The organism is Comamonas badia DSM 17552, assembly GCF_000484635.1.
Taxonomy (GTDB): Bacteria; Pseudomonadota; Gammaproteobacteria; order Burkholderiales; family Burkholderiaceae_C; genus Comamonas_C; species Comamonas_C badia.
In genome coordinates, this window is sequence record NZ_AXVM01000004.1 from 282,380 (window position 1) to 308,166 (window position 25,787).

General features: G+C 62.7%; 36 protein-coding genes, 2 tRNA genes and 1 pseudogene. 8 read left to right on the plus strand and 31 right to left on the minus strand.

The window, feature by feature from the left end; translation table 11 throughout:
• The first annotated feature begins 19 nt into the window (after positions 1–19).
• A complete protein-coding gene (locus tag K320_RS0110545; protein ID WP_024538805.1) occupies positions 20–340 on the plus strand; it encodes a 2Fe-2S iron-sulfur cluster-binding protein in 321 nt (106 codons plus the stop codon).
• Between the two features lie 29 nt (positions 341–369).
• Here the strand turns inward: K320_RS0110545 and K320_RS0110550 are convergent, their stop codons facing one another.
• The 3 genes from K320_RS0110550 to K320_RS0110560 are packed head-to-tail and all read right to left on the minus strand — an operon-like array spanning position 370 to position 2,778.
• A complete protein-coding gene (locus tag K320_RS0110550; RefSeq protein WP_024538806.1) occupies positions 370–1,278 on the minus strand; it encodes an acyl-CoA thioesterase in 909 nt (302 codons plus the stop codon).
• Positions 1,279–1,288: 10 nt separating this feature from the next.
• The gene (locus K320_RS0110555; RefSeq protein WP_051384902.1) at positions 1,289–2,008 is read right to left on the minus strand and encodes a nitroreductase; all 720 of its coding nucleotides are present in this window, start codon (positions 2,006–2,008) and stop codon (positions 1,289–1,291) included.
• A 32-nt stretch (positions 2,009–2,040) separates the two neighbouring features.
• Positions 2,041–2,778 (minus strand): NAD(P)H-dependent oxidoreductase, encoded by a 738-nt coding sequence (locus K320_RS0110560; protein WP_024538808.1) that lies wholly within the window; start codon positions 2,776–2,778, stop codon positions 2,041–2,043.
• A 76-nt stretch (positions 2,779–2,854) separates the two neighbouring features.
• Between K320_RS0110560 and K320_RS19080 the strand changes: the two genes are divergently transcribed.
• On the plus strand, positions 2,855–3,079 hold the full coding sequence (locus K320_RS19080; RefSeq protein ID WP_156913938.1) for a hypothetical protein: 225 nt from the start codon (positions 2,855–2,857) through the stop codon (positions 3,077–3,079).
• Positions 3,080–3,183: 104 nt separating this feature from the next.
• On the opposite strand, the gene K320_RS0110565 is transcribed toward K320_RS19080, so the two are convergent.
• The 6 genes and pseudogenes from K320_RS0110565 to K320_RS19735 form a co-directional block, all read right to left on the minus strand.
• Positions 3,184–3,378 (minus strand): hypothetical protein, encoded by a 195-nt coding sequence (locus tag K320_RS0110565; protein ID WP_024538809.1) that lies wholly within the window; start codon positions 3,376–3,378, stop codon positions 3,184–3,186.
• A 129-nt stretch (positions 3,379–3,507) separates the two neighbouring features.
• Positions 3,508–3,633 (minus strand): annotated as a pseudogene (locus K320_RS18695) (ATP-binding protein); the annotation flags it as partial.
• A gap of 27 nt (positions 3,634–3,660) precedes the next feature.
• Entirely contained in the window at positions 3,661–3,954 is a 294-nt protein-coding gene (locus K320_RS19085; RefSeq protein WP_156913941.1) for a hypothetical protein, read from the minus strand.
• Positions 3,951–4,445 (minus strand): hypothetical protein, encoded by a 495-nt coding sequence (locus K320_RS0110575; protein ID WP_156913943.1) that lies wholly within the window; start codon positions 4,443–4,445, stop codon positions 3,951–3,953. Before K320_RS0110575 ends, K320_RS19085 begins: the two co-directional genes overlap by 4 nt.
• A 426-nt stretch (positions 4,446–4,871) precedes the next feature.
• Positions 4,872–5,174, minus strand: coding sequence for a hypothetical protein (locus K320_RS18135; protein WP_169730050.1), 303 nt, complete (start codon positions 5,172–5,174; stop codon positions 4,872–4,874).
• A complete protein-coding gene (locus K320_RS19735) occupies positions 5,162–5,257 on the minus strand; it encodes a DUF7210 family protein (RefSeq protein ID WP_455423279.1) in 96 nt (31 codons plus the stop codon). The genes K320_RS18135 and K320_RS19735 overlap by 13 nt, the downstream gene beginning before the upstream one ends.
• A 47-nt stretch (positions 5,258–5,304) precedes the next feature.
• Here K320_RS19735 and K320_RS18700 point away from each other — a divergent pair, with 47 nt between their 5' ends.
• The 4 genes from K320_RS18700 to K320_RS0110610 all read left to right on the plus strand — a co-directional run bounded on the left by K320_RS18700 (position 5,305) and on the right by K320_RS0110610 (position 7,733).
• Complete coding sequence (locus K320_RS18700; RefSeq protein ID WP_245593864.1) at positions 5,305–6,441, plus strand: phage head morphogenesis protein; 1,137 nt, start codon at positions 5,305–5,307, stop codon at positions 6,439–6,441.
• Positions 6,442–6,720: 279 nt separating this feature from the next.
• On the plus strand, positions 6,721–6,897 hold the full coding sequence (locus K320_RS0110600; RefSeq protein ID WP_156913945.1) for a hypothetical protein: 177 nt from the start codon (positions 6,721–6,723) through the stop codon (positions 6,895–6,897).
• 24 nt (positions 6,898–6,921) lie between these two features.
• Positions 6,922–7,275 carry a DNA-methyltransferase gene (locus K320_RS18140; protein WP_084301238.1) on the plus strand — a complete coding sequence of 118 codons (354 nt, stop codon included), beginning with the start codon at positions 6,922–6,924 and terminating at the stop codon, positions 7,273–7,275.
• Positions 7,276–7,286: 11 nt separating this feature from the next.
• Positions 7,287–7,733, plus strand: coding sequence for a phage virion morphogenesis protein (locus tag K320_RS0110610; protein ID WP_024538815.1), 447 nt, complete (start codon positions 7,287–7,289; stop codon positions 7,731–7,733).
• 260 nt (positions 7,734–7,993) lie between these two features.
• On the opposite strand, the gene K320_RS0110615 is transcribed toward K320_RS0110610, so the two are convergent.
• The 18 genes from K320_RS0110615 to rplN all read right to left on the minus strand — a co-directional run bounded on the left by K320_RS0110615 (position 7,994) and on the right by rplN (position 16,881).
• A tRNA-Met gene (locus tag K320_RS0110615) sits at positions 7,994–8,070 on the minus strand.
• Positions 8,071–8,094: 24 nt separating this feature from the next.
• On the minus strand, positions 8,095–8,484 hold the full coding sequence (gene rplQ / locus K320_RS0110620) for a 50S ribosomal protein L17 (protein WP_024538816.1): 390 nt from the start codon (positions 8,482–8,484) through the stop codon (positions 8,095–8,097).
• An 89-nt stretch (positions 8,485–8,573) separates the two neighbouring features.
• Positions 8,574–9,566 (minus strand): DNA-directed RNA polymerase subunit alpha, encoded by a 993-nt coding sequence (locus K320_RS0110625; RefSeq protein WP_024538817.1) that lies wholly within the window; start codon positions 9,564–9,566, stop codon positions 8,574–8,576.
• A 112-nt stretch (positions 9,567–9,678) separates the two neighbouring features.
• Positions 9,679–10,302, minus strand: a complete 624-nt coding sequence (rpsD, locus tag K320_RS0110630; RefSeq protein ID WP_024538818.1) for a 30S ribosomal protein S4 — start codon at positions 10,300–10,302, stop codon at positions 9,679–9,681.
• Positions 10,303–10,391: 89 nt separating this feature from the next.
• Positions 10,392–10,796: a 30S ribosomal protein S11 gene (rpsK, locus tag K320_RS0110635; protein ID WP_024538819.1), complete on the minus strand. Its 405-nt coding sequence runs from the start codon at positions 10,794–10,796 to the stop codon at positions 10,392–10,394.
• Between the two features lie 16 nt (positions 10,797–10,812).
• Positions 10,813–11,178 carry a 30S ribosomal protein S13 gene (gene rpsM / locus K320_RS0110640; RefSeq protein ID WP_024538820.1) on the minus strand — a complete coding sequence of 122 codons (366 nt, stop codon included), beginning with the start codon at positions 11,176–11,178 and terminating at the stop codon, positions 10,813–10,815.
• A gap of 23 nt (positions 11,179–11,201) precedes the next feature.
• Positions 11,202–11,315 carry a 50S ribosomal protein L36 gene (gene rpmJ, locus K320_RS18705; protein WP_084301239.1) on the minus strand — a complete coding sequence of 38 codons (114 nt, stop codon included), beginning with the start codon at positions 11,313–11,315 and terminating at the stop codon, positions 11,202–11,204.
• 122 nt (positions 11,316–11,437) lie between these two features.
• Positions 11,438–12,757: a preprotein translocase subunit SecY gene (secY, locus tag K320_RS0110645; protein ID WP_024538821.1), complete on the minus strand. Its 1,320-nt coding sequence runs from the start codon at positions 12,755–12,757 to the stop codon at positions 11,438–11,440.
• 17 nt (positions 12,758–12,774) lie between these two features.
• Positions 12,775–13,206, minus strand: a complete 432-nt coding sequence (rplO, locus tag K320_RS0110650) for a 50S ribosomal protein L15 (protein WP_024538822.1) — start codon at positions 13,204–13,206, stop codon at positions 12,775–12,777.
• Between the two features lie 10 nt (positions 13,207–13,216).
• Positions 13,217–13,399, minus strand: coding sequence for a 50S ribosomal protein L30 (gene rpmD, locus K320_RS0110655; RefSeq protein ID WP_024538823.1), 183 nt, complete (start codon positions 13,397–13,399; stop codon positions 13,217–13,219).
• A gap of 26 nt (positions 13,400–13,425) precedes the next feature.
• Complete coding sequence (gene rpsE, locus K320_RS0110660) at positions 13,426–13,947, minus strand: 30S ribosomal protein S5 (RefSeq protein WP_024538824.1); 522 nt, start codon at positions 13,945–13,947, stop codon at positions 13,426–13,428.
• 12 nt (positions 13,948–13,959) lie between these two features.
• Complete coding sequence (gene rplR, locus K320_RS0110665; RefSeq protein ID WP_024538825.1) at positions 13,960–14,325, minus strand: 50S ribosomal protein L18; 366 nt, start codon at positions 14,323–14,325, stop codon at positions 13,960–13,962.
• A gap of 11 nt (positions 14,326–14,336) precedes the next feature.
• A complete protein-coding gene (rplF, locus tag K320_RS0110670) occupies positions 14,337–14,870 on the minus strand; it encodes a 50S ribosomal protein L6 (protein WP_024538826.1) in 534 nt (177 codons plus the stop codon).
• A 22-nt stretch (positions 14,871–14,892) separates the two neighbouring features.
• Positions 14,893–15,288, minus strand: coding sequence for a 30S ribosomal protein S8 (gene rpsH / locus K320_RS0110675; RefSeq protein WP_024538827.1), 396 nt, complete (start codon positions 15,286–15,288; stop codon positions 14,893–14,895).
• Positions 15,289–15,310: 22 nt separating this feature from the next.
• Positions 15,311–15,616 carry a 30S ribosomal protein S14 gene (gene rpsN / locus K320_RS0110680; protein ID WP_024538828.1) on the minus strand — a complete coding sequence of 102 codons (306 nt, stop codon included), beginning with the start codon at positions 15,614–15,616 and terminating at the stop codon, positions 15,311–15,313.
• An 8-nt stretch (positions 15,617–15,624) separates the two neighbouring features.
• A complete protein-coding gene (gene rplE / locus K320_RS0110685) occupies positions 15,625–16,164 on the minus strand; it encodes a 50S ribosomal protein L5 (RefSeq protein WP_024538829.1) in 540 nt (179 codons plus the stop codon).
• Positions 16,165–16,175: 11 nt separating this feature from the next.
• Positions 16,176–16,496, minus strand: a complete 321-nt coding sequence (rplX, locus tag K320_RS0110690) for a 50S ribosomal protein L24 (protein ID WP_024538830.1) — start codon at positions 16,494–16,496, stop codon at positions 16,176–16,178.
• A 16-nt stretch (positions 16,497–16,512) separates the two neighbouring features.
• Positions 16,513–16,881: a 50S ribosomal protein L14 gene (rplN, locus tag K320_RS0110695; RefSeq protein WP_024538831.1), complete on the minus strand. Its 369-nt coding sequence runs from the start codon at positions 16,879–16,881 to the stop codon at positions 16,513–16,515.
• A 303-nt stretch (positions 16,882–17,184) separates the two neighbouring features.
• Between rplN and K320_RS0110700 the strand changes: the two genes are divergently transcribed.
• A tRNA-Sec gene (locus K320_RS0110700) sits at positions 17,185–17,280 on the plus strand.
• Between the two features lie 114 nt (positions 17,281–17,394).
• A complete protein-coding gene (gene selB, locus K320_RS0110705) occupies positions 17,395–19,209 on the plus strand; it encodes a selenocysteine-specific translation elongation factor (protein WP_024538832.1) in 1,815 nt (604 codons plus the stop codon).
• A 17-nt stretch (positions 19,210–19,226) separates the two neighbouring features.
• Here selB and K320_RS0110710 read toward each other — a convergent pair whose 3' ends face one another.
• From K320_RS0110710 to K320_RS0110730, 4 genes are all read right to left on the minus strand, one after another.
• Complete coding sequence (locus K320_RS0110710) at positions 19,227–20,195, minus strand: 2Fe-2S iron-sulfur cluster-binding protein (RefSeq protein ID WP_211236111.1); 969 nt, start codon at positions 20,193–20,195, stop codon at positions 19,227–19,229.
• A complete protein-coding gene (locus K320_RS0110715) occupies positions 20,192–22,045 on the minus strand; it encodes an NAD(P)H-dependent oxidoreductase subunit E (RefSeq protein ID WP_024538834.1) in 1,854 nt (617 codons plus the stop codon). The genes K320_RS0110710 and K320_RS0110715 overlap by 4 nt, the downstream gene beginning before the upstream one ends.
• A 12-nt stretch (positions 22,046–22,057) precedes the next feature.
• On the minus strand, positions 22,058–24,046 hold the full coding sequence (locus K320_RS0110720; protein WP_084301240.1) for a molybdopterin oxidoreductase family protein: 1,989 nt from the start codon (positions 24,044–24,046) through the stop codon (positions 22,058–22,060).
• Positions 24,047–24,172: 126 nt separating this feature from the next.
• Entirely contained in the window at positions 24,173–25,753 is a 1,581-nt protein-coding gene (locus tag K320_RS0110730) for a glycerol-3-phosphate dehydrogenase/oxidase (RefSeq protein WP_024538837.1), read from the minus strand.
• Between the last annotated feature and the right edge of the window lie 34 nt (positions 25,754–25,787).

A 25,787-nucleotide genomic window follows, 5' to 3' on the forward strand; every position in this document is an offset into this window, starting at 1 on the left:
CCATAGGAAAGATCACCGCATGACCACCGTCGTCTTCGTCGATCACACCGGCGCGACCTATCAGGTCGAGGCCCCTCTGAACAAAAGCCTGATGAAGGTCGCGCTTGACAATGCGGTGCCTGGCATCCTGGGTGACTGTGGCGGCTCTTGCAGCTGCGCCACTTGCCACGGCTACGTGGATCAGCCTTGGATTACGCAGCTGCCGCAGCGATCAGAAACCGAGGTTGCCATGCTCGAAGGTGTACCCGACCTGCGCGACAACAGCCGCCTGTGCTGCCAGATCCGCATGACCCCTGAACTCGACGGCATCGTTGTTCACCTCCCAGAAGAGCAGGTTTGACCATGCGGTCCAGTCGCTGACCTGGGCGCTCAGCCCGCGTACGCCATCAGGCACTCCTGCGTCACGGTCGCGAGCGAGCGTCCTTCGCGATCGTGCACCGAACCGATGGACAGGCCCCGGCCAGAATCGCTCACCGGACTCACCGTCTCCACATGCAGCCATTGGTCGCTTCGAAACGGACGATGCAGCCAGATGGCGTGATTCAGGCTCGCGATGTAAAGCCGGCGCTCGCCCATCTCGCGCAAATGCAGCCCCAGCGCACTGAAATTCATCCACCAGTCCGACTGGTAGGCAAAAGCCGCCGCATGTATGCGGGAATCGTCAGGCAAGCCGTGCGTGGGTCGCATCCAGAACCGGAATCTCCCGTCCATGGTAGCCGCCGAAAACTGGCGCTCCGGATCAGGGATCCGGAACTCGATGCTGGGTTTGTGGTCCTCCGAATAACCGCCCAGGCGTTGGAGGCCGCGCAGCAGTGCGGGATCGATGTCGTGGAGCTGCGCAAGGTCCTCCGGCCGCTCTCCGACCGGCGCGTTGCTGGGCGAACCGTGTGAAGGGGCGTCCAGCGGCAACGCGCAGGTGACCTGCGCATCCAGGATGACACGCCCATTACCCTGCGAGCCACGCACGTGGCGCGAGCTGAAACGTTTGCCCTCCTGCAACGCCGTGACGTGCAGATCCAGCATCTCCTGTGGCATCGCACCTTGCAGGAACAAAAACTGCATCATCGTCGGAACGCGATCGGCGGGCACATCCATCATGCCGGCCATGAAGGCCTGGGCCAGCAACTGGCCACCATATGAGCGCCCGTTGAGGTTCGCATCACCGTGTCGAGTGCGCCAGCAGCCCGGTCCGATGCCAGCCAACGCCAGCAAGTGCTCAATATTGTTCTCGTTCCAGGGCAGGTGATGCAAGTTCGAGTTGTTCAGGGATGCGTCCATACGTGTCCCCTCAATCCAACCATGTCACACTGCTGGCGGCAGCGGCTCGCGCGGTACGAAAACGATTGGCCGGATGTTCAGGGTCAGGCCAGCCAAACGAGATACCGCAGACGATGGTTCGATCTGCACCGATATCCAACACCTCTCGCAGCACCGCAGGGTGGGCTGCCAAGGCAGCCTGCGGCACCGAACCGACACCCAGGCTGTGCGCCGCAAGAAGAAAATTGGCAACGTAGGCACCGCAGTCCACCGCGCCGTAGATCCCCAGCGCCTCATCACTCGTGATGATGGCTACGTGTGGAGCGTCGAACATGGCGAAGTTGCGCGCGGCCTGCCGGGCCGAGGCCCCCCGGTCGCCCTTGGTGATGCCCAGCGCTTCATACAGACCCCATCCGCACGCACGGCGCCGCTCCTGGTACACGCCGCGGTACTCACGCGGCCAGGGCAGATCGGGTGCGGGGACAGCCATGGCCGCATCGCTGGCTTGCAACGCGGCGCGCAGGCGCTCCAATGTCGCGCCGCTGGCGATATGGAGCCGCCAGGGCTGCGCGTTGCACCACGAAGCCGTGCGCTGCGCAACGGTCAGAATGCGCTCAATGGTCACACGGGGGACGGACTCCGGAAGGAATGCACGACAACTGTAGCGGGTATGAAGCAGGTTAGACAGCGCATCAAACGCTGCGTCGTCTGCCAAGGGAAGCCGCCGGGGCGAGGGGCCAGACGATGCCATGGTCGATTCCTTCATCTCTCGAGTGTTCCAATTCAGCGCCGATGTCCAGCCGTTCTGGGCTCGACACCTGGCTTGAGCCGCCAGTCGGCCGCGAAATCGGAAAGCGCATGCGTCGGCATGGGCTCTTCCTCTCCAATGCTACGCAGACGTGCCTCATACCGATCCAGAATCGCGTGCCGCTCTGTTTCGTCGGTGTACTGGATCGCCCAGCCAACGAACGGCTGGAGCACCTGCAAGCCGCTGTAACCGAAAGTGCCGTGCTGCAGATGCCACAGGATGACATCGCGATGGCCCAGCAGCCCATCGGGCTCCATCATCTCGGGAAAGCATCCCGTCGTGAGTGCCAGCATCGCCCTGCGCCCCTTCAGGCCGCCATTGTCAAAGCGCATTCCACCCGATCCATACACCGTGCCGTTGGCGAAGACCCTGTCGATCCAGCCTTTCATGATCGCGGGAACCGAGAACCACCACAACGGAAATTGCAGAATCAGCAGATCGCAAGCAAGCAGTTTGTCGATCTCAGCCTGGATGTCTGGTGTGAAAGTATGGCGCTGCGACGAAAGCTTCTGTTCGCGATCGTACTGGAGCGCGTGTGGAAAGCGCCTCTCCGTGAAATCCTGCCCGGCGGCCACGGGATTGAAATTCATCGCATAGAGATCCGACACCGCAACCTCGTGCCCGGACGAGCACAGTGTTCGCACCGAACGATCCAGCATCGCCCGACCAAACGACGCCGACTCGGGATGCGCGAACACGATCAATATCTTCATGGTGCCTCGTTGGTAAATTCGTCATCCATATAATAAACCGTCTTGTCGGTATATTATATGGATGACGAATCCAAACTTGCAGGCGCACACCAACGGTTCGTCTTCCAGTGCCCTCCTGCCGCATTGTGACAGGACGTGGGGGCGGGAAGGATTTGAACTTGCCTTGGAAACCCGCATGGATACTTGGTTTCAGCTTTCATGCGGTGAAAACTACCAACAAAATACCAACAAAACGAAAAGTGCCCCCTTTGCTGCCGGTGTTGCGTTCATGTTGACGTTCATCCCCGCGCCAAGTCGTTGAAACTGCGCATGCTCGCCAGCTCCTCGCGCAGCGCCTTGGACAACTGGCGTAGCTGCTCGCGCTGCCCGCCCTTGTAGCCATTGCGCGAAGCAACGGCCTTGCCTTCAGCCGACCTCGGGCCGGTGCTTTGCTTCCACGGTCCCCTCGCCTACGCGGGCATGGTCTTGCACGGTCACCGCCGAGAGCGTGCCATCCATCACCACTGCCGCAAGCCTCTGTGAATCGGTCTCATCGGGCCGTGTCTCTACGCGCAGCTCCTTCGGATTGCTGGTGGGGTTTTTCTTGGTGGTGGGTGTCAACGCCGATTTAAATCTGACCCACTTTCAGCGTGATCGCCAAAGTAAATCTGACCCACTCGGGCCACGATCGATGCGCTGCTCGTCCGCGTAGGGCGTAGCCGGAAGTGGGCGAGCAGCGCGCGGCGCCGGTCATGCCACCGACGTGCTTCTCCTTACCGCCTGGCCGGCCTTGCGTTTGTCTTTCAATCGGAAGCTCTCACCCGTGATCTGCACGATGTGGGCATGGTGCAGCAGGCGGTCCAGCGTCGCCGCCGTCGGCGGGCGGTTGGCGCGCCAGCGGTATCAGCGTGGATCGCGGTCGATGGTCTTGTGCGTGCCAAGGCGCTTGAGTTCGGCCACGGTGCCGTTCAGTTCAAAGGTGATTTGCCACGCATGGCTGACGAACACGTCAATTTTCCAGACGGTGGGCTTGGGCATGCCCTTGAGAGGATGCAAGCGCAACGATTTGGCGCTGGGATTGGTCTGCAAAAGCCTGAGCGCTTCCTGTGCGGCTTGTTGTACCTCTATCGGCGCGCTCCTCAAATCCGATACGAACCGCCCGGAATGCGAAAACCCCGTGATGGTGATGCGATTCAATGCCGTGGCAGTAGGGCAGCGAACAGGTCATCCGCGCTGGCGTACACCGTGCCTGTCGTCGGTTGCAGTACGGCATCATGCGTGGCGATCCATTCGCGCAGCACCTCGATAGCGTCGTGCAGTTCGCGCAGCACCTCGATAAAGGCGTTGTACGCATCGGCCACGCCATCATCAGGATGAAGCTGGAGGTCTTGGCGGACGCTTTGTTGGCGCTGACAGGCATCGTGGTAAATGCGCACGCATGCCGCCCCGGCTTTGTCCAGCATGGCTTGAATGCGCCCGCCTTCGTCGATGGCAGTAGGAGTGCCTTCAAGCCTCTCGTGTATTTCACGATAGCCATCGTGGATGGCGTTCAGGAGGCTAGCGTCTGCGCTCAGAGCGTCGAGGGTGTTCTCAATGGCGGCCAGCAAATCCAGATTGCGTGCAGCAAACGCCTGAGCGCCGATTGGCGTCATACGGGCGGTATTGGTGCTTCCTGATGGGAACTGCATGGTGTCTAAGACTGTAGCACGGGCCGGTAGTTCAGCCCGTTGAACCAGTCCCCAGTGGGATCACCTTTGCCCCCATCCGCAGTTCATCCAAGTAACCTCCTCCTCGCCGCTGGTTTCGGTCTCAATCACCAGCTTCGCACGCAAATCCGTTGCCATAAACACCCTTTCAAACTACCATCACCGCCATGCTTCGCTTCATGGTCCTGTGCGCCATCCTCACCATCACCCTGCTGCAGCGGGGCATGGTCACCGCCAGCGCTGCTGGCGGGTGCAGCGTTTGTCGCCACCCCCTTTGCCTACATCGGCTGGCACCTTCTTTTGCGTGAGGCGTGAGGCGCGGGATTTCACGCCTCGCGCCTCACAAAACAAAACCCCGCTCAGGCAGCGCCCGCAGCGGGGTTTTTCATGGCCCGGCGGGGCCGCCCGTCAGGGGCCCACCGCCGGCAGATCGGGCATGGTGTCGATGCGCATGAATGGGCCGAACAGCGGGTCGGTCTGCAGCTCGGGCACGTAGAGCGCCTGCCCGCCCAGCGTAAGGGGGCTGGCCTCATCGCTGATCCAGCCAAAGTCGCCGCTCATCGCCAGGCTGATGCGCGGGATGATCACGCGCGCCTTCTGGTCGTCGCTGTTGATGCCGCTGAAGATGATGCCCTTCTCCACATTGGTGCGGCTGAACGCCGCGATGTTCACGTAGCCGGCGTAGCTGTAGTCCACCTTCAAAGGCTCCACGTGCGCCACCGGGTGAGCGTGCTGCCTGCCGGGTAATCGCGCCCGGCGTGGCGGTGCGGCTGCAGCAGTGTGATGAGGGTCATGTCAAACTCCTTGCGGTTGCGGTTAGTCAGGAATGCTTGCCGCGGCGATGAACAGGCCATCCAGCGTGGCCGCGTCCAGCCCCAGCGTGGTGGCCATCTACACCCACGAGCACGACTGGTCCTTCGTGGTGGCGGGCGCCAACCGCGACGCGATCGTGTCCGACTTCCGCGCGGCGGTCGAGAAAGCCATCGCCGACGGCACCACGCTGGAGACCTTCCGCAAGGATTTCGACGCCATCGTGGCCACCCACGGCTGGGATTACAACGGCGGGCGCAACTGGCGCAGCCGCGTCATCTACGAGACCAATCTCAACACCAGCTACGCCGCCGGCCGCCATGAGCAGCTGCAGGCCGCGCCGTTCTGGCAGTACGTGCACGCCGACTGGGTGACCAACCCGCGCCACCAGCACCTGGCCTGGGACGGACTGGTGCTGGCACGCGATGACCCCTGGTGGCAGACCCACTACCCGCCCAACGGCTGGGGCTGCCAGTGCAGCGTGCGCGGGCTGTGGCCGCGCGACCTGCGCAAGATGGGCAGGGAAGGGCCCGACGAAGCGCCCGAGGTGAACTGGATCGAGCGCGAGGTGGGCAAGCTCAACCCCAACGGTCCGCGCCGCGTGCGCGTGCCCGAGGGGATCGCCCCGGGGTTTGAGTACATCCCCGGCGCCAGCCGGCAGCGGGAGGAGGCGCGCAAGGCGATGCAGGCGGCAGCGCTTCCGGCGCTTGCCATCGAGTCATCGCCGCAGACCTTGGTCAAGCGCCAGCAGGCACTGGGATTCCCCACGGGCGAGGGCTGGGAGCTGCAGGAGCACGAGCTCAAGTTTTACGAGCGCTTTACCAACCTGGGAGAGCAGGTGCGATTGATTCAGCGCAGCGCTGTGGGGCTGCCAACAAATGATTTTTTGTGGATCGGCCCGGGATGGGAGATGGAGGCCAAAAAACCCAAGAAACCGGCTTACGCCAGTATTGCGCGTCTGGTGCGAGACGCCGTGCGCAAAGCACGAGACAACCATGGAGCTCGCAAGGGCCGCTTCATCATCGATCTGGACAACAAGAGCCTAACGAACAAGCTGCGCGCGCAACTTGGTGCGTACAACATCAACAATCCGGGGAACGAGATCACCACTTTGTGGGTGCTGCCGCGTGCAGGTCTCGAAGAGATTGCCTTACAAAAGAAGGCATGAAAAAACGGGGGCTGCCCTCCGGTTTCAAACGGTGCTTTATTCTGCACTCCCACAGGAACCCCCGCAGCCGCATTTTATACCTTGCCATCGAAAGACGAAAGTGGATTTCGAGAAACGCGTCCTGGCCGATGGTCGAGCCATTTTGTTCCGTGACGACAGCCTGCAGCTGCTGCGCGCAGGTGTGTTTGGCGCGTCGATAGGCTCCTTGGTGACCGACTCACCCTATGACTGCAGAACAAATTCGGCAGCGCCAACCGTGGTCCGGGTCGGGGTGTGCGCGTGATGGAGTTCGCGTGCGATGTCCCGGGCATCACACACGACGTGGTACTGTCCTTGTTGCGCGAATTGACGCCGTTCGTCACCAACGCGGCCGTTGTCTTCTGCGGCAACGAGCAAGCAGGCGGTGTGGCCCAGGCGGTGCGCGACGGCAAAATGACCGCCAAACACGCCGTATAGGTCAAACCATACCCACCGCCACCTATGCCCGGCAACTGGTGGCCATCGGCGCACGAGACCATGGTCTATGGATGCAGGAAGGGCGCATGGTTCGGCGACGACTCCCCCGGGCGCTGTAACGTTTTCGTATGCGACGCGCTGCGTTTTGGTCGAGCCGAGAAGACCGGCCATCGCAATCAGAAGCCGCTGGAGCTGATCAAATACCTGGTGCGCAGCGTCACCCCACCAGGTGGCCTGGTGTGCGACCCGTTCATGGGCAGCGGCAGCACCGGCGTCGCCTGCGCCACGCTGGGCCTGCCCTTCCTCGGCTGCGAGATCGACCCCGAACACTTCGAGGTCGCCTGCGCCCGCATCCGCGCCGCGCACGGGCTTGAGTAGGAGGCAGCCCCATGGCCGGCACCCACCTCACCATCACCACCAGCGAGCTCGACCGCCTGCAGGCCAGCGTGCGCATACTCGCCGACGGCGTGCGCGACACCAGCACCCTCATGCCCCAACTGGGCGAATACCTGCAGCGCAGCACGCAGGAGCGCTTCGACACCAAGACCGCGCCGCATGGCAAGGCGTGGACCGACCTCAAGCACCCCAGCCTCAAGAAGCACAATCAGAACAAAGTGCTGACGCTGCACGGCTTCCTGCGCCGCGGCATCCACTCCCAGGTGACCGCACCCGGCACCGTGGAGGTCGGCAGCAACCTGGTCTACGCCGCCACCCACCAATACGGCCGTGGCGGCATCCCCGCCCGCCCCTTCCTCGGCCTGAGCACCACCGACCGCCAGGAGATCACCGCCATCGTCACCGACTGGGCCACCGAGCTGGGTTTCCGCCGCAAATAACCCGCCCCCAACCCCGTTTCCGCCCGTGCAACGCCGTTGCATTCCCGTCCCAAAATTTCCCGCCCCCTCCGGCAATATCCCGCATTTATCTCACGCGCGGCCCTTCATTTATCTCAGTTCCGTTTAACACACCAACAAAACTACCAACAAATTGTTGGTATGTCCTGATGCATTGTGACAGGACGTGGGGCAAAGAAAACCCGCTTCCCTATGATAGGAGCGGGTTTTGAGGGGTTGTGATGGGTTCTGAAACCCCGATTTGGTTGCGCGGGAAGGATTTGAACCTCCGACCTTTGGGTTATGAGCCCAACGAGCTACCAGACTGCTCCACCGCGCGATAAGCTTTTGATTATAGCAGCAATCAAGCCTTTGTTTCGCCAGCCGATGTCTCAGCGGCACGCTCGACGAGCTCGACATAGGCCATGGGAGCATTGTCACCCACACGGAATCCCATCTTCAGGATGCGTGTGTAGCCGCCGGGGCGGTTCATGAAGCGCGGGCCCAGATCGGTGAACAGCTTGGCGACGCTGTCGCTATTGCGCAGGCGGGCAAACGCAAGACGACGGTTTGCGACGGTGTCCTTGCGCGCCAGGGTAATCATGGGCTCGATGACGCGGCGCAGTTCCTTGGCCTTGGGCAGCGTGGTTTTGATGGCCTCGTGCTCGATGAGCGAGTTCATCATGTTCTGCAGCATCGCCTGGCGATGCGCGCTGGTGCGATTGAGTTTGCGCAGTCCGTTTCCGTGACGCATGGTGCTATTCCTTTCTTACGCTTGTAATGCAGCAGGCCGTTTCAGGTACCCGCCGATGCACGGGGCGGCAGCACCGCCCGATGTTCGTTTCAACGCTTTTCAAGGCCGGCTGGCGGCCAGTTCTCCAGGCGCATGCCCAAGGTGAGGCCACGCGATGCCAGCACTTCCTTGATTTCGTTGAGCGACTTGCGACCCAGATTGGGCGTCTTCAGAAGCTCGTTCTCGGTCCGTTGGATCAGATCGCCGATGTAATAGATGTTCTCGGCCTTGAGGCAATTGGCTGATCGCACCGTGAGTTCCAGCTCGTCGACAGGACGCAGCAGGATCGGATCGAACGCAGCGCCGCTCGCGTGACCACCCGAGCCGCTGGGCGGGAAAATCTCTCCGCCATCCAGCTGTGCAAACACCGCCAATTGCTCGACCAGAATCTTGGCGGAGGTGCGCACAGCTTCCTCTGCCGTCATGGTTCCATTGGTTTCAATATCAAGTACCAGCTTGTCCAAGTCCGTACGCTGTTCGACGCGTGCGCTCTCCACGGTATAGCTGACACGGCGGATAGGCGAGAAGGATGCATCCAGCACGATGCGACCGATGACCTTGTTGGCCTCGTCGCCATGCCAGCGCTGATTGCCAGGCACGTAGCCGCGTCCCTTTTCCACCTTGATCTGCATATCCAGCTTGCCGCCGGCAGAAAGGGTGGCGATGGCGTGGTCAGGGTTGATGATTTCGACATCGTGAGGCGTCTGGATATCGCTGGCTGTGACGATTCCCTCGGTATCCTTGCGCAGGCTCAGCGTGACCTCATCCCGGTTGTAGAGCTTGAACACCACACCCTTGAGGTTCAGAAGAATGTTGATCACATCTTCCTGGACGCCATCGATGGAAGCATATTCATGCACCACACCGGCAATTGACACCTCGGTTGGCGCATAGCCATCCATGGACGACAGCAGCACACGGCGGATGGCGTTGCCCAGCGTATGGCCATATCCACGCTCGAACGGCTCAAGCTCCACCTTCGCACGATTGGTGCTGATTTGTTCGACGTTGATCGTCTTGGGTTTGAGCAAATTGGCTTGCATGCAGTCTTCCTCTCAATGCCCCCAGCTCGTTACACCGGTAAGGCTGATGAAGCGCCCGCGGGGCGATGCCTCGCCCCGCGGGAACCATTGCAAAATGCGGGTACGGCCCAGATCAGCGCGAATACAGTTCGACGATCAGCGATTCGTTGATATCGGCGCCAAATTCATCACGGTCCGGAGTTTTCTTGAAGACACCTTCGGCCTTGTCGGCATTGACTTCAACCCACGCCGGCAGACCCACTTGCTGCGCCAGCTGCATCGCCTCGGCAATGCGGACTTGCTTCTTGGATTTTTCACGCACTGCCACCTGGTCCCCTGCCTTCACAAGGTAGGAGGCAATGTTCACGCACTGACCATTTACCGTGATCGCCTTGTGCGACACCAACTGGCGCGCCTCGGCGCGGGTTGAGCCAAAACCCATGCGGTAAACGACGTTGTCCAAGCGCGATTCGAGCAGCGACAACAGGTTGGCACCAGTGTTGCCGCGACGACGCTCGGCCTCCTCGAAATAGCGGCGGAACTGCTTTTCGAGCACGCCATACATGCGCTTGACCTTCTGCTTTTCGCGCAATTGCAGACCATAGTCGGAGGTGCGAGCGCCGGAAGTGCGGCCGTGCTGGCCAGGCTTGGAATCGAACTTGGCCTTATCCGCAATCGAGCGGCGCGCGCTCTTGAGGAACAGATCCGTGCCTTCACGGCGGGAAAGTTTGGCCTTGGGGCCGAGATAGCGTGCCACTTTGAATTCCTAGGTTGTTCTTCTGCGGGATGTTGCCGCAGGAGCCACCATCGCGCCAGGCGAACAGTGGCGGTGGGCTTATTGAAAACTCAGATACGGCGGCGTTTTTGGGGGCGGCAGCCGTTGTGGGGTACCGGCGTCACATCGGAAATCGACGTGATGCGGATGCCGAGCGCACCCAAGGCGCGCACGGACGATTCACGACCAGGACCAGGACCCTTGATTTCCACATCAACGTTCTTGATGCCCTGCTCAATCGCAGCACGACCCGCCATCTCGGAAGCCACTTGAGCGGCGAATGGCGTGGATTTGCGCGAGCCCTTGAAGCCCTGACCACCTGATGACGCCCATGACAAAGCATTGCCCTGGCGATCGGTGATCGTGATGATGGTGTTGTTGAACGAAGCATGCACGTGAGCGATGCCGTCCGACACGTTCTTGCGTACCTTCTTGCGCACACGCTGCGCTGCGTTATTGGCGGGAGACTTGGCCATAGTGTTCTTTCACTGCTTATTTCTTGAGGATCGCAGCGCCTTTGCGCGGACCCTTGCGTGTGCGGGCATTGGTACGCGTGCGCTGTCCGCGCAACGGCAGACCACGGCGATGGCGCATTCCGCGATAGCAGCCAATATCCATCAACCGTTTGATGTTCATCGTGGTTTCACGGCGCAAATCACCTTCAATGGTGATATGCGCAATCTGGTCGCGAATTTTTTCCAGATCGGCATCCGTGAGATCCTTGATCTTGGTCGAATACCCAATGGCGCACGCCTCGCAGATCTTGCGAGCGCGCGAACGACCGATGCCATAAATGGCCGTCAACCCGATCTCTGCGTGTTGATGCGGCGGGATGTTGATACCAGCAATACGAGCCATGTGCGTCCTCTGAACTTTCTCAATCAACCCTGGCGCTGCTTGTGGCGCTGGTCGCTGCAGATCACACGCACAACACCCTTGCGGCGGATGATCTTGCAATTACGGCAAATCTTCTTGACAGAAGCGGAAACTCTCATTTTTTTCTCCTGAACATCAAATCCCTGCACTCAAGGCAGGTGACTCCGTGTTTCCAATCAGCCCAGCCGCCTCCCCCAAAGGAGGCGAAACCGAGCATTATAAGCGAACACCCTGTTTCTAACTAGCCACTGATCGTTGTCTTGAAATTCGCCTTCTTGAGCAACGACTCATATTGCTGGCTCATCAGATAGTTCTGCACCTGCGACATGAAGTCCATGGTCACCACCACAATGATCAGAAGCGACGTACCGCCGAAATAGAAAGGTACGTTGTAGCGCAGGATCAGAAACTCCGGCAACAAGCAAACGAGGGTGACATAGATTGCACCAATGAAAGTGAGCCGCAGCAGGATTTTGTCAATGTACTTCGCCGTGTTTTCTCCGGGGCGGATGCCTGGAACGAAGGCGCCGCTCTTTTTCAGGTTGTCCGCTGTTTCGCGGCTGTTGAATACCAAAGCGGTATAGAAGAAGCAGAAGAAGATGATCGCGCCCGCATACAGCATCACGTAGACCGGCGACCCGGGTGTCAGCGTGCTGGAGATATCCTTGAGCCAACGCATCGAATCGCCCGCGCTGAACCAGTTCACGACGGTGGCTGGCAGCAGGATGATGGACGACGCGAAGATCGGAGGAATCACACCCGACATGTTCAGCTTGAGCGGCAAGTGAGACGACTGCCCGCCATAGACTTTGTTCCCGACTTGACGGCGCGCATAGTTCACCAGAATCTTGCGCTGACCACGCTCGACGTAAACCACGAAATACGTCACCAGCAACACCACTGCGACAATCAGCAGCGAGACGATGATGCTCATCGCGCCCGTGCGCACCAGTTCCAGCAAGCCCGCCAACGCACTCGGCAACCCGGCGACAATGCCGCCGAAAATCAATAAGGATATGCCGTTGCCGAGGCCGCGCTCAGTCATCTGTTCACCCAGCCACATCAGGAACATGCTGCCCGCCGTCAGGCTCACCATCGCGGTCATGCGGAAAGTGAAACCCGGATCCATCACCAGGCCAGGCTGACCTTCCAACGCAACGGCAATTCCCAGCGACTGGAAAATGCACAGCCCCAGCGTGCCGTACCGTGTGTACTGGGTAATTTTCCTGCGCCCAGCCTCCCCTTCTTTGTTCAAGGCTTCAAAGGTCGGTATCACGTACGTCATCAGCTGCATGATGATGGCCGCCGAGATATAGGGCATGATGCCCAGAGCGAACACGGTAAAGCGCTCCAGCGCACCGCCGGAGAACATGTTGAACAGATTCAGTATCCCGCCTTGCTGGCTGTTGAAGAGCTGCTCGAGTTGATCCGGATTGATGCCCGGCACCGGGATATGCGCCCCGATGCGATACACCACCAGTGCGAGCAGCAAAAACACCAGCCTGCGACGCAGGTCGCCGAACTTGCCGGTCTTTGCCAGTTGAGCCGCGTTGGTAGCCACGATGCGCCCGAACTCCCTCAGGCCACGCTGCCGCCGACTGCTTCAATGGCAGCCCTGGCGCCAGCAGTCGCACCGATGCCGGTGAGCTTGACAGCCTTGGTCAGGCTACCGCTCTTGATCACCTTCACCACACGCGCCAACTGACCGACCACGCCCGCCTTCTTGAGTGCGAGCAGATCGACTTCGCCGAGCCCCAGTCTGTCGAGTGCTGACAAAGTGACCTCTGCGTTGTATTTGAGCTGGGTCGATTTGAAACCACGCTTGGGCAAGCGCCGTTGCAGTGGCATCTGACCACCTTCAAAACCGACCTTGTGGAAACCCCCGGAACGGGATTTTTGACCCTTGTGGCCACGACCGGCCGTCTTGCCCAGCCCAGAGCCAATACCACGCCCGACGCGGCGCGTCGCATGCTTTGCGCCCGCTGCGGGTTGAATGCTGTTGAGTTCCATGATCGACCTTTCAGAGGATCTTCACCAGATAGGCGATCTTGTTGATCATGCCGCGCACCTCGGGCGTGTCCTTGAGTTCGCTCACGCTGTTGAGTTTGCGCAGGCCCAGGCCGCGCACCGTGGCGCGGTGGGATTCCTTGGTGCCAATGGGGCTGCGCACCAGTTGCACCTTGAGGGTTTGCTGAGTTGTCACTGTAGCCTCGGTATCTTTAGCGGACTTCAGGCGGCGAAGAGGTCTTCGACCGATTTGCCGCGCTTGGCGGCGATTTCGGCCGGCGTCGTCGAGCGCGCCAGCGCGTCGAACGTTGCGCGCACCATGTTGTAGGGGTTGGACGAGCCATGGCTCTTGGCCACGATGTCAGTGATGCCCATCACCTCGAACACCGCGCGCATCGGACCTCCAGCGATGATGCCGGTACCCTTGGGGGCCGGTGCCATCATGACCATGGCAGCACCGTGCTGACCGACGACGTTGTGGTGGATGGTGCCGTTCTTGAGTGAAACCTTGACCATGCGCCGGCGGGCTTCTTCCATGGCCTTCTGCACGGCGGCAGGCACTTCCTTGGACTTGCCCTTGCCCATGCCGACTCGGCCATCACCGTCGCCAACAACGGTGAGCGCGGCAAAGCCCAGAATGCGCCCGCCTTTGACCACCTTGGTGACGCGGTTGACAGCGATCATCTTCTCGCGCAGACCGTCGTCACGTTCCTCGTTCTGTACCTTGGCTTGAAATCTTGCCATTTTCTGCTCCGATCAGAATTGCAAACCCGCTTCGCGGGCCGCTTCCGCCAGGGCCTTGACCCGGCCGTGGTAGGCATAACCGGCGCGGTCAAACGCCACTTTTTCGACGCCAGCGGCCTTGGCCTTCTCGGCGATACGCTTGCCGATGGCGGCGGCGGCAGCGGCATTTCCGCCCTTGCCTTCGCCGCCCAAGGCCTCGCGCACTTCCTTCTCGGCGGTGGAAGCACTCGCCAGCACCTTGGTGCCGCAACCGGAAATGACCGTCGCGTAGATATTCAGGTTCGTGCGATGCACCGTCAGGCGTACAGCACCTTGCTGTGCGATACGCACACGGGTTTGACGAGCACGGCGCAGACGCTGCTGTTTCTTGTCTAGCATGATGCAGCTCCTTACTTCTTCTTGGTCTCTTTGATGACCACTGTTTCACCCACGTAGCGGATGCCCTTGCCCTTGTAGGGCTCGGGAGGACGCACGGCGCGGATTTCGGCTGCCAATTGGCCGACGACCTGGCGATCGGCACCTTTGATGACAATTTCCGTGGGCGTCGGGCAGGCAACGCTCACGCCAGTGGGCATGACGAAATCCACCGGATGAGAAAAGCCGACACTCAGATTGAGCTTGTTCCCAGCGGCTGCCGCCTTGAAACCGACACCAATCAGCGTGAGTTTCTTTTCAAACCCTTTGCTCACGCCAACCACCATGTTGTTGACGAGCTGACGCTGCGTGCCACTCATGGAGTTGGCCTCACGGCTGTCGTCGGCAGGTTCAAAAGAAAGCTTACCGGCATCATTGACAACCTTGACGCGCGCGTTCTGCGCCACAGACAAGGTACCGCCCGCACCCTTGACTCGGATGTGGTCAGCAGTAATGGAAACGTCCACTCCCGAAGGAATGGCGACATGTGCTTTGGCTACGCGAGACATTGCAGTATTTCTCCTTCGACGCTCAGGCGACGTAGCACAGCACTTCGCCGCCCACGCCGCTGGCGCGCGCCTTGCGGTCAGTCATCACACCCTTGGGGGTGGTGACAATGGCCACCCCCAGACCATTCATGACCTGCGGAATGGCACCGCTACCCTTGTAAACGCGCAGACCAGGGCGGCTCACACGTTCGATTCGCTCGATCACGGGGCGACCGGCGTAGTACTTCAAGGCGATTTCAAGTTCAGACTTGCCACCTTCGCTTTTGACTTGGAAACCGTCGATGTAGCCCTCGTCCTTCAACACCTGGGCGATGGCCACTTTCACCTTGGAAGCGGGGGCCGACACCGTGGTCTTGGCAACCATCTGGGCATTGCGGATGCGAGTCAGCAGGTCAGCAATGGGATCACTCATGCTCATGATTCAAATCTCCTGCTCGCTCTTACCAGCTAGCCTTGGTGACACCAGGAATGTCACCGGCAAAGGCCATTTCGCGCACCTTGGCGCGGCCAAGACCGAATTGACGGAAGGTTCCACGCGGGCGACCCGTCATCTCGCAACGGTTGCGCTGGCGCGTGGGATTGGCGTTGCGCGGGAGCTTTTGCAGACCCAGGCGGGCCGCATCGCGCTCTCCGTCAGGACGCTTGGCGTCGTTGGCAATCGCCTTGAGTTCAGCGTATTTGGCGGCATATTTCGCAGCCAGCTTTTCGCGCTTGAGTTCGCGCTCGATCAAACTTTTTTTGGCCATGCGCTACCTCAGTTCTTGAAGGGAAAACGGAACGCCGCGAGCAACGCCTTGCACTCGTCGTCGGTCTTGGCGGTGGTGGTGATACTGACGTTCAGACCACGCAGCGCATCCACCTTGTCGTACTCGACTTCCGGGAAAATGATCTGCTCCTTGACACCGATGTTGTAGTTACCCCGGCCATCAAAAGCACGCCCCGAAATACCACGGAAATCGCGCACGCGCGGCAGCGCCACGGTGACGAAACGATCCAGGAATTCGTACATGCGCACACCGCGCAGCGTGACCATGCAGCCAATCGCCTGACCCTCGCGGATTTTGAAACCGGCGATGGCTTTTCGAGCCTTGGTCACCACAGGCTTCTGGCCTGCGATTTTCGTAAGGTCGGCCACGGCGTTGTCCATCACCTTCTTGTCCGCCACCGCTTCGCCCACACCCATATTGAGCGTGATCTTGGTCAGGCGCGGCACCTCCATGATGGAGCTGTAGCTGAATTTTTCCTTGAGTTCGCCCGCGATTTTTTCGCGGTAGAGTTTTTGCAGTCGTGCCATCTGTGTTTACCTCAGGCGGTGGCGATTTCGGCGCCGGTGGACTTGTAGATGCGCACGCGCTTGCCGCCATCCTGCGTCTTGACACCCACGCGATCGGCCTTGCCGGTCTGCGCGTTGAAAATGGCGATATTGGACTGGTGGATCGGCATGGCCTTCTCGACAATGCCACCCGTAGTGCCCTTCATCGGGTTGGGTTTGACATGCTTCTTGACCATGTTCACACCCTCGATGACGAGATGCGTCTCATCCTTGCGCAGCGTGACGGTGCCACGCTTGCCCTTGTCGCGGCCGGTCAGCACAATGACCGAATCGCCTTTGCGAAGCTTGTTCATTACCTGCCTCTTTCCCTTAGATGACCTCGGGGGCCAGCGAAACGATCTTCATGAAGCGCTCGGTCCGCAGTTCACGCGTGACCGGGCCGAAGATGCGGGTGCCGATAGGCTCAAGCTTGGCATTGAGCAACACCGCCGCATTGCCATCAAACTTGACAAGCGCGCCATCGCCACGGCGGATGCCCTTGGCGGTACGCACCACCACGGCGCTGTAGACCTCGCCCTTCTTGACGCGGCCACGCGGCGCGGCCTCCTTCACAGTCACCTTGATGATGTCGCCCACACTCGCATAACGACGCTTGGAACCGCCGAGCACCTTGATGCACTGCACGGTCTTGGCGCCGGTGTTGTCGGCAACCTCTAAACGAGATTCAGTCTGGATCATTGCAATATTCCCAACTTGCAACCAGCTCAAACCGAGCCGGATCAGTCTTGGACCCGTACCAGCCGCCCTGCAAATTCAGGGCGCCAGTTGCTTTCGCAGGGCTAAATTCACTCCGCCATGAACGGCGAAGCTAAGCATTATGACCTATTTTTGGCAAGCTAGTCAAGGCATCTTGCACAAACGTGTGCACGGCGAGCCACGCGCATTGCGCAATCAGCGTACACAGAAGGTCGCCTGTTCCAATGGAATCAGCGATTTGACGGTGCGCGGGTGGCAGCACGATGCTAGTATCAGCACGAGCGTGGAGGTGTGTGGGCGCCTGGTGGCCCCCCCGGTCTTCAAAACCGGTGAGGCCGAGCATCTCGGTCTGGCGGGTTCGATTCCCGTCCGCCTCCGCCAGCCGCCGCCATTCCAGGCCTCAGAACGTATTTACGATCTCAGACCAATGACCTCGAAGTCTCACCGGACGCTTGCGCAGCCCGCCATAGCAATCATCCACCCGTGCCACCGGACATGACGACGCATGTCGTGGCCACGGCTGGCCATGTGGACCACGGCAAGAGCACCCTGGTCCATGCACTGACCGGGATGGAGACCGACCGCCGGGAGCAGGAGCGTGCGCGCGGCCTCACCATAGACCTCGGTTTTGCGTGGACGACGCTGCCGTCGGGCCGCGAAATATCGTTTGTGGACGTACCTGGCCACGGGCGCTTCATCGGCAACGCCATCGCCGGACTGGCCACGGCGCCCGCCGTATGCTTCGTGGTGGCGGCCGACGAAGGCTGGTCGGCCCAGTCTGGCGAGCACCGCGATGCCATTGCCGCGCTCGGCATCCGTCATGGGCTGGTCGTCGTCACCAAAGCCGATCGCGCGCCCGACCTGGTGGCTTCAACCATAGGGCGCGCACGCAGCGAGTTTGCACACACGGGCTTACGCGACGCCCCGGCCGTCGCCGTATCTGCCCTGCTGGGCAGCGGACTGGACGAGCTCAAGCGGGCACTCGACCAGGTTCTCGCGGCAGTGCCCGCCCCAGACCTTGCAGGTCGGCTGCGGCTGTGGATTGACCGCGGATTCAGCATTTCAGGAGCAGGCACGGTGGCCACCGGAACGTTGACCGCCGGCACACTGACAAGGGGCGAGTCGCTGTGGCTGACGAGCCAGGAGCGATCGCCACGGGAGGTGACTATCCGTGGCCTGGAGTCACGCGAGACCGCCACTGGAGCTTTATATCCGGTGAGCCGGGCAGCGGTCAATCTGCGCGGTGTTGCCGCGACAGAGGTGCGTCGTGGCCAAGCCTTGATCGCGCCTGGCGTCTGGCACATGGCTACGGCGGTTGACGTGCGCCGCATCTGCGGCGCTGCACTGGATGCCGCGCCTGTGCAGCTCGTCGCGCACATCGGTACGGCCGCCATCCCGGCGCGGTTGCGCGGCTTCGGTGGCGATCATGCCCGCATCACCCTCGCCTGGCCGTTGCCGCTTGCCGTGGGCGACCGGCTGCTGCTGCGCGACCCCGGCCGGCATCGGGTGGTGGGCGGCGTCGACGTGATCGATCCAGCCCCTCCAGCGCTGCTGCGCCGCGGTGACGGAAACCGGCGTGCGTTCGCTCTCGCCACCATGCCTGCCGCGGGCGACGTGCGGACCAAGGTCGCCGAACGGGGCGCCGTGGCAGTGGAGGAACTGCAACGCCTGGGCCTGGCTGATGCCGGCGCCGCACCGCCATCGCAGGTACGCGTGCTGGGCCGCTGGTGGGTGCACCAGCCAGCGTACGAAGCATGGGCGCAGCAGCTGCGCGCGTTGGTGGAAGAAGACGAGCGGCGCGACCCGCTCACGCGGGGTGTCTCCGAAGGGGCCGTGCAATCGGCGCTCGCGCCGTGCGCCGCGCCCTTCATCGCTCAGCTGGTGCATGACGCCGGGCTGGAACTGAACGAAGGTCACATCCGGCAGCCACGCGTCCGCGTCCATCTGGGCCGAGCCGAAACCGCGATGGGCACTTTGGAGGCACGGCTGACAGCGCAGCCATTCAACGCCCCCAGAGCCGATGAACTGACTGCCCTTGCCCTGGGCGCCCGCGAACTCGCCGCTGCCGAGCGCGCACAGCGGGTGCTGCGCTTTCCGGGTGGTGTGGTCCTGCTGCCCGCTGCACCGCGGCTGGCGATACGGATACTCGCGCAGCTGCCGCAGCCCTTTACCACCAGCCAGGCGCGGCAGGCGCTGGTCACTTCGCGCCGCGTGGCGATTCCCTTGCTGGAGTACCTGGACAGAAAAGGGCTCACCCGGCGGGTGGATGACGACCACCGCGAAGTGCGGCGCGAGACGCCGGCGCAGTAGTCAATGCGCCCGGCCCGTCAGCGGCCGTTCCCGCCGTCCTCCTTTTTGCGGCTTTGCACGTGCTGAAAGCCGAACCGCCCCTTGATGCACAGATTGCCATGTCCGATGGAATGGTCATGGGGCGAGGTGACCTTGACGATCTCGTTGTCCTGCACATGCAGCGTCACGTTGCAGCCCACGCCGCAGTAGGTGCATACCGTGGTGGTCTGCGTCTGACGGGATTCATCCCAGGTATCTGCAGCGCGCATGTCGTATTCGGACTTGAACGACAGCGCACCCGTGGGGCAGACCTCCACGCAGTTGCCGCAGAAAACGCAGGCGGAATCGGGCAGATCAACCGCAAATTCGGTGGAAATCTGCGAATCGAACCCGCGCCCGGCGATCTGGATCGCGAAGCTGTTTTGCCACTGAGGGCCACAGGCATCCACGCACTTGTAGCAGAGGATGCACTTGCTGTACTGGCGCACGAAAAGGTCGTTGTCCACCTTGTCGGGCTGGGCCATGGTCGCCGCCACGCTGCCATCGCCCAGGTGGTGCTCGCCCGGCTGGTGCACGTCGCGCTGCAGGCTCTCGCCCGCCGGCGCGCCATGGCGCTCAGGATCGGCTTCGTAGCGCTGCATCCATCCGTCAATGCCCGGCGTGGTGGACAGGTCCACCGAAGAGCCCAGCAGCTCCAGCACCATGCGGCGGCTGTGGCGCACGCGCTCGCTGTCGGTCAGCACCTCCATGCCGGGCTCGACCTTGCGCGAGCAGGAAGGCACCAGCACGCGCGCGCCCTTGACCTCGACCATGCAGACGCGGCAGGCGTTCTTGGGCGTGAGCGTATCGCCCCAGCAGAGGGTGGGCGTTTCCTTGCGGGCGGCGTTGCAGGCGGCAAGAAGGGTGCTGCCTTCGGGCACGCTCACGGGCGCACCGTCCACGGTAATCGTCACCATCTGCACAGCCTTGTGCGTCTCGGCTGTCATGCCTGTGTCGATTGCATTCATGCCGCCTCCTTCAGCGTGCCGAGGCGATCGATCGCCGACTCGATGGCGTTCCAGGCGGCCTGCCCGAGACCGCAGATCGAAGCGTCCTTCATCACCTGGCCAACGTCGCGCAGCAATGCGATATCGCGCTCCTGCGCGCCATCGCCCCGGCGGCTGTGCAGGATGCGCAGCAGCGCCTCTTCCTGACGCACCGTACCGACGCGGCAGGGCACGCACTGACCGCAGGATTCGTCGCGAAAGAAGCTGGCGATGCGCAGCAGAATTCCCGGCAACTCCACGGTATCGTCAAACGCCAGCACGACACCGGAGCCCAGCGTGGTTTGGTGGGCGCGGGCGCCTTCAAAGGTGAGCGGAATGTGCAGTTCATCCGCACGCACGAAGCCGCCGGCGGCGCCACCCAGCAACACCGCCTGCAGCGTGCGGCCTTGGGGCAGCCCGCCCGCCAGCGCGATCACCTCGCCCAGCGTCGCGCCGAACGGCACCTCATACACGCCGGGGCGCACCACATTGCCCGACACGCAAAACAGCTTCGGACCGGTGGAATCCTGCGTGCCGATGCGGGCGTACTGCGCGCCACCCCGCTGCAGGATGAGCGGGATGTTGCAGAGCGTCTCGACGTTGTTCACCACCGTCGGCCGACCGAAAAGCCCGTGCTCAAAGGGGAAAGGTGGTTTGGTGCGCGGCTCGCCGCGATAGCCTTCGATGGAGTTGAAGATCGCCGTCTCTTCGCCGCAGATGTAGGCGCCTGCGCCGCGCCGGATTTCGATATCGAAACCAAAGCCGGCCTCCAGGATGTCCGCTCCCAAAAATCCCCGCTCGCGCGCCTTGGCAATGGCGTTGCTCAGCATGCGGAACGAGCGCGGGTATTCTCCACGCAGGTAGATGTAGCCGCGCTCGGCGCCGATGGCAAAGCCAGCGATCGTCATGGCTTCGATGAGCGCAAAGGGGTCGCCTTCCAGCAGCACCCTGTCCTTGAAGGTGCCGGGCTCGCTCTCGTCCGCATTGCAGACGAGGTAGCGCGGCGCCGCGCTCTGCCTGGCCGTGCTTTCCCACTTGACACCCGTCGGAAACGCCGCCCCGCCGCGCCCCATGAGGCGGGACGCCTTGACTTCGGCAACCACCTGCCCCGCACCCATCGCAAAGGCTCGTTTGAGCCCCTCGTACCCGCCTGCCGCGAGATAGTCTTCCAGGCTTTCCGGGTTCACCTTGCCGATGCGCCCGAGCAGCATCAACCCGGCCTCGCCCGCCTGCGGCACGGCCACGCTGGGCGGCACTTCGGCCGACAAGGTCTGCGGGCCTTGCTGCAGCGCGCGCACGATGTCATCCGCGCTGGCGGCACCGATGAGGTGCTCGTGCGGCGGATCACCCGCCTCCACCGCCAGCGCCACCGGCGCACGCTCGCAGGCGCCAAGACAGGGGCTGGGTTTCCAGCCGGAATGCGCCCCCGCATGGCCCAGCCGCTGCTCGAGCCCGCTGCACAGCTCCCTGGACCCGCGCGCCATGCAGGCGATGTCGGTACAGACATGCGCGATGCGCCTGGGGCGCGGGCTGGTGGAGAACAGCCCGTAGAACGTCGCCACGCTGTAAACATCGGCTGGCGCCACATGCAGGCGCTTGCCGATGTAGTTGAGTGCCCCGGGGCTGATCCAGCCCGTGCGGTCGTTCACCGCATGCAAGGCCTCCAGCACCAGATGCCGGCGCGCGCGTTCCCGGCCCGTGTGCGCGCGGCGATGGTCTTGCTCGTCACGCTCGCCGCCATGCCAGCCACCGTCGCCAGGGCCGCCCAGTCGCCGGTCTATGGCCTCACGCTCCTCCGCAAATGGCTCTGCGCTGGAAAACTTCAAATCCACGGATCGTCCTTCCTATTTCGCCGTTGCCAACTCGCCACTGCGCACCTCGTGATCGGCGCTCGCCCGCGCGCGCCAGTTTGCGGGCCGGGTCTCCTGGGTTTTTTCCACCCTGACCGCCGTGGCCTTGAATTCAGCCGTCTTGGCGATCGGATCATGCGCCTCGATGGTGAGCGCGTTGACGTCCACGTCGTCGGGGAAATTGCAGGCCATGAAGAGCAGCCCCGGGCGCAGGCCCGGATCACGGCGCACCGGCGCCAGCACCGAGCCGCGGCGCGATGTCACGCGCACCACCTCATCCTCGGCCATGCCCATGCGGGCCATATCCTCCGGCGACATATCCACGCAGCCGCCAAAGCGGATGGGCGAATTGAAGCCACCGGATTGCACGCCCGTGTTGTAGTCCGTGAGCCGCCTGCCCGTCGTCAGGCGCAGCGGATAGTCCTCATCCAGTTTGTCGACCGGCAGGCGGTGTTCGATGATGCCAAACGGCGCCGGACGCCCGCGTTTTTGCGGGTCTGTCTCCCACAGCCGGGCGTGCAGGAACGGGGTTTCAGGCCCCTCTTCGTCGGGGAAGGGCCATTGCACACCGCCGCGCTCGGCCAGCAGCTTCCATGTCATGCCATGGTGCGCGGGCGAAAGCGCACGCAGCTCATTCCACACCTGCTCGCCCGTCTGCACCGGCCAGATGTGTCCCATGCGCGCCGCCAGCAGCCGCAGGATCTCGATGTCGTCCTTGGCCTGCCCTGGCGGCTGCAGCGCCTTGCGCACCAGCTGCACGCGCCGCTCGCTGTTGGTGAAGGTGCCATCGCTCTCGCACCACATTGCCGAGGCCGGCAGCACCACATCGGCATAGGACGCGGTTTTGGTGAGAAAGATGTCCTGCACCACGAGGTGATCGAGGTTTTCCAGGCGCCTGGTCACGGCGGCGGTATCGGCATCGGACTGCGCCGGATTCTCGCCCACGACGTAGAGACTGGTGATGTGCCCTTCGTCCATCGCCTCCATCATTTCCGAGACCGTCAGGCCTTCGCTCGTCGGCAGCGTGACGCCCCACATGCGCTCGAACTTGGCGCGGTGCCCGGAGTTGGCTACATCCTGAAAGCCCGGCAGATTCTTGGGGATGGCGCCCATGTCGCCGCCGCCCTGCACGTTGTTCTGGCCGCGCACCGGCACCAGACCCGCGCCCCAGCGGCCGACCTGGCCGGTGAGCAGCGCAAGGTTGCACAGCGCCCGCACGTTGTCCGTGCCGTTGTGGTGCTCGGTGATGCCCAGGGTCCAGCACAGCTGCGCACGCTCGGCCTTGGCGTAGTCGTGCGCCAGTTCGCGGATCAGCTCGGCAGGCACGCCCGTCTCGCGCGCGGTGACTTCCAGGGTCCACGGCTCGCAGGCCGCCACGTATTCCTCAAAACCCGTCGTCGCATTGGCCACGAAGGCCTCGTTCACCAGACCGGCGCGGATGATTTCGCGGCCCACGCCGTAGGCGAGCGCGATGTCGGTGCCGACATCCAGCCCCAGCCAGGTATCCGCCCACTCCGCCGTCTTGGAGCGGCGCGGATCGACGGAATAGACCTTGGCGCCCTTGTGGATGCCCTTGAGGGCGTGGTGGAAGAAGATCGGATGCGCCTCCCGGGCATTGGAGCCCCAGAAGACGATCAGATCCGCGTCCTCGATCTCCCGATAGGAGGAGGTGCCGCCCCCGGCACCAAATACCGTCACCAGACCGGCGACGCTGGGTGCGTGTCACGTTCGATTGCAGGAATCGATGTTGTTGCTGCCCATCACCGCGCGTGCGAATTTCTGCGTGATGAAGTTCAGCTCGTTGGTCGCGCGCGAGCACGAGAACATGCCGAACGCATCGGGGCCGCGGGCTTCGCGGTTGCGCCTGAAGCCCTCCGCCGCACGATCCAGCGCCTCGTCCCAGGAGGCAGGACGCAGAACACCGCCATCGCGCACCAGCGGCTCGGTCAGACGGGTATAGGGTGGGTGAGCTGTTTTGGACATGAGATGCCTCCAGATTGCCTCGGTATTAATATGCCATAAATATACTAGTTGTACATCATAGTGGCATGGAGTTTGCAGCCGGTCACTTCCCTATGCACGGCCGGCTGCCTCGACATACGCCATTTTCTACGCCGAAAGCGCGTAGCGTGCAAGCAACTGCTCAAAAGCCCGCAGTTGCGGATCGCGCGCCAGCTCTTCACGCAGCACCTGGGCCACTGCGGGGGCGGCGCGTGCGGCCAGCGCCGTATCCAGAAAAAGCCAGCGGGATCGCCTCGCAAGCATATCCTCCACCGTGCGCGCGTATTCGAAGCGCGCGGCAAAGCGCACCATGGCCTCGGTAAGCCCGGGTGCCAGCTCACGCCCGCTGCCGGGCAGCGCCTGCACCGCATCCGCCTCGGTGCCATACAGGTGCAAACCGGGGGCGTCGCACAGGCGACGGGGCACCGGTGCACGCGGCGCACCGACGAGGGGCAAGTCGCGCGTCACGCCTGCGGCGCGCCGCTCCAGCAAACCACTGCTCATGCATTTTTCGAGCACATCCTCGGCCATCGCGCGGTAGGTCGTCCACTTGCCCCCGGTGACGGTGACCAGGCCGCTCTTTTCCACCCAGACATGGTGCTCGCGGCTCACGCCACTCGTCTGCACACCCGCGGCCTGCGGGCGCACCAGCGGGCGCAGCCCCGCCCAGCAGCTGCGCACGTCCGCGGGCTGGGGCGCGCGGCGCAGGTACTTGGCCGATTCGCGCAGCAGGAAGGCAACCTCCTGCGGCAGCGCGCGCGGCTCGATTTCGGCCTGCGGCCGCTCGGTATCGGTGGTGCCCACCAGCACCTTGCCCAGCCAGGGCACGGCAAACAGCACCCGGCCATCGGCGGTCCTGGGCACCAGCAAGGCGTGGTCCGACGGCAGGAATTCACGCTCCAGCACCAGATGCACACCCTGGCTGGGCACCACCAGCGGGGCGTGCGAGGCACCGGTGGAGCGTGCATCCATGGCGCGCACCTCGTCCACCCACACGCCGGCGGCGTTGACCACCGCCCGGGCGCGCACGGTGAAACTGCGTACGCTTTCCGCGTCTTCGCAGATCAGCGCATGCACCCTGCCGCCCTCGTGCTGCAAGGCACGTACCGGGCAGTAGTTGAGGAGCAGCGCGCCCCTGCGCGCGGCCGTGCGCGCCAGCGCCAGTGCCAGGCGCGCATCGTCAAACTGTCCATCCCAATACCTGACGCCGCCGCGCAGCCCCTCGGCACGGATGCCCGGAAGCGCCTGCAGAACCCGCATGCGCGAGAGAAATTCGGTGCCGCCCAGGCCGGCGCTGCCGGCCAGCAGGTCGTAGGCCTTGAGACCCGCGCCATAGAACGGCGCCTCCCACAGGTGGTAGGCGGGCATGACGAAGGCCAGCGGCTGCGCCAGGTGGGATGCGTTGTGCAGCAGCGTGGTGCGCTCATGCAGCGCCTCGCGCACCAGGTGGATATTGCCCTGCGCCAGGTAGCGCACGCCGCCATGCGCAAGCTTGGTGGCGCGCGATGAGGTGCCCTTGGCGAAGTCGTGCGCCTCCAGCAGCACGACGGAAAAGCCCCGCGCCGCGGCATCCAGCGCCACGCCCAGGCCGGTGGCGCCGCCGCCGATCACCGCCAGATCCCAGGTGCGCGCATCGGCGAGCCGGTCGAGCAACTGCGCGCGATCGGTGGCGACCGGTGCTCCATCCATTGCGTTGCCTGAAGACTGCATCCGCGCTTGCCCT

Excerpts from the sequence above, each read along its gene's own strand:
- K320_RS0110545 (WP_024538805.1), top strand. The coding sequence starts at position 20 with ATGACCACCGTCGTCTTCGTCGATCACACCGGCGCGACCTATCAGGTC.
- K320_RS0110550 (WP_024538806.1), bottom strand. The coding sequence starts at position 1,278 with ATGGACGCATCCCTGAACAACTCGAACTTGCATCACCTGCCCTGGAAC.
- K320_RS0110555 (WP_051384902.1), bottom strand. The coding sequence starts at position 2,008 with ATGGCATCGTCTGGCCCCTCGCCCCGGCGGCTTCCCTTGGCAGACGAC.
- K320_RS0110560 (WP_024538808.1), bottom strand. The coding sequence starts at position 2,778 with ATGAAGATATTGATCGTGTTCGCGCATCCCGAGTCGGCGTCGTTTGGT.
- K320_RS0110575 (WP_156913943.1), bottom strand. The coding sequence starts at position 4,445 with ATGCAGTTCCCATCAGGAAGCACCAATACCGCCCGTATGACGCCAATC.
- K320_RS19735 (WP_455423279.1), bottom strand. The coding sequence starts at position 5,257 with ATGACCCTCATCACACTGCTGCAGCCGCACCGCCACGCCGGGCGCGAT.
- K320_RS18700 (WP_245593864.1), top strand. The coding sequence starts at position 5,305 with ATGAACAGGCCATCCAGCGTGGCCGCGTCCAGCCCCAGCGTGGTGGCC.
- K320_RS18140 (WP_084301238.1), top strand. The coding sequence starts at position 6,922 with ATGCCCGGCAACTGGTGGCCATCGGCGCACGAGACCATGGTCTATGGA.
- K320_RS0110610 (WP_024538815.1), top strand. The coding sequence starts at position 7,287 with ATGGCCGGCACCCACCTCACCATCACCACCAGCGAGCTCGACCGCCTG.
- rplQ (WP_024538816.1), bottom strand. The coding sequence starts at position 8,484 with ATGCGTCACGGAAACGGACTGCGCAAACTCAATCGCACCAGCGCGCAT.
- K320_RS0110625 (WP_024538817.1), bottom strand. The coding sequence starts at position 9,566 with ATGCAAGCCAATTTGCTCAAACCCAAGACGATCAACGTCGAACAAATC.
- rpsK (WP_024538819.1), bottom strand. The coding sequence starts at position 10,796 with ATGGCCAAGTCTCCCGCCAATAACGCAGCGCAGCGTGTGCGCAAGAAG.
- rpsM (WP_024538820.1), bottom strand. The coding sequence starts at position 11,178 with ATGGCTCGTATTGCTGGTATCAACATCCCGCCGCATCAACACGCAGAG.
- rpmJ (WP_084301239.1), bottom strand. The coding sequence starts at position 11,315 with ATGAGAGTTTCCGCTTCTGTCAAGAAGATTTGCCGTAATTGCAAGATC.
- rplO (WP_024538822.1), bottom strand. The coding sequence starts at position 13,206 with ATGGAACTCAACAGCATTCAACCCGCAGCGGGCGCAAAGCATGCGACG.
- rpsE (WP_024538824.1), bottom strand. The coding sequence starts at position 13,947 with ATGGCAAGATTTCAAGCCAAGGTACAGAACGAGGAACGTGACGACGGT.
- rplR (WP_024538825.1), bottom strand. The coding sequence starts at position 14,325 with ATGCTAGACAAGAAACAGCAGCGTCTGCGCCGTGCTCGTCAAACCCGT.
- rplF (WP_024538826.1), bottom strand. The coding sequence starts at position 14,870 with ATGTCTCGCGTAGCCAAAGCACATGTCGCCATTCCTTCGGGAGTGGAC.
- rpsH (WP_024538827.1), bottom strand. The coding sequence starts at position 15,288 with ATGAGCATGAGTGATCCCATTGCTGACCTGCTGACTCGCATCCGCAAT.
- rpsN (WP_024538828.1), bottom strand. The coding sequence starts at position 15,616 with ATGGCCAAAAAAAGTTTGATCGAGCGCGAACTCAAGCGCGAAAAGCTG.
- rplE (WP_024538829.1), bottom strand. The coding sequence starts at position 16,164 with ATGGCACGACTGCAAAAACTCTACCGCGAAAAAATCGCGGGCGAACTC.
- rplX (WP_024538830.1), bottom strand. The coding sequence starts at position 16,496 with ATGAACAAGCTTCGCAAAGGCGATTCGGTCATTGTGCTGACCGGCCGC.
- rplN (WP_024538831.1), bottom strand. The coding sequence starts at position 16,881 with ATGATCCAGACTGAATCTCGTTTAGAGGTTGCCGACAACACCGGCGCC.
- selB (WP_024538832.1), top strand. The coding sequence starts at position 17,395 with ATGACGACGCATGTCGTGGCCACGGCTGGCCATGTGGACCACGGCAAG.
- K320_RS0110710 (WP_211236111.1), bottom strand. The coding sequence starts at position 20,195 with ATGAATGCAATCGACACAGGCATGACAGCCGAGACGCACAAGGCTGTG.
- K320_RS0110730 (WP_024538837.1), bottom strand. The coding sequence starts at position 25,753 with ATGGATGGAGCACCGGTCGCCACCGATCGCGCGCAGTTGCTCGACCGG.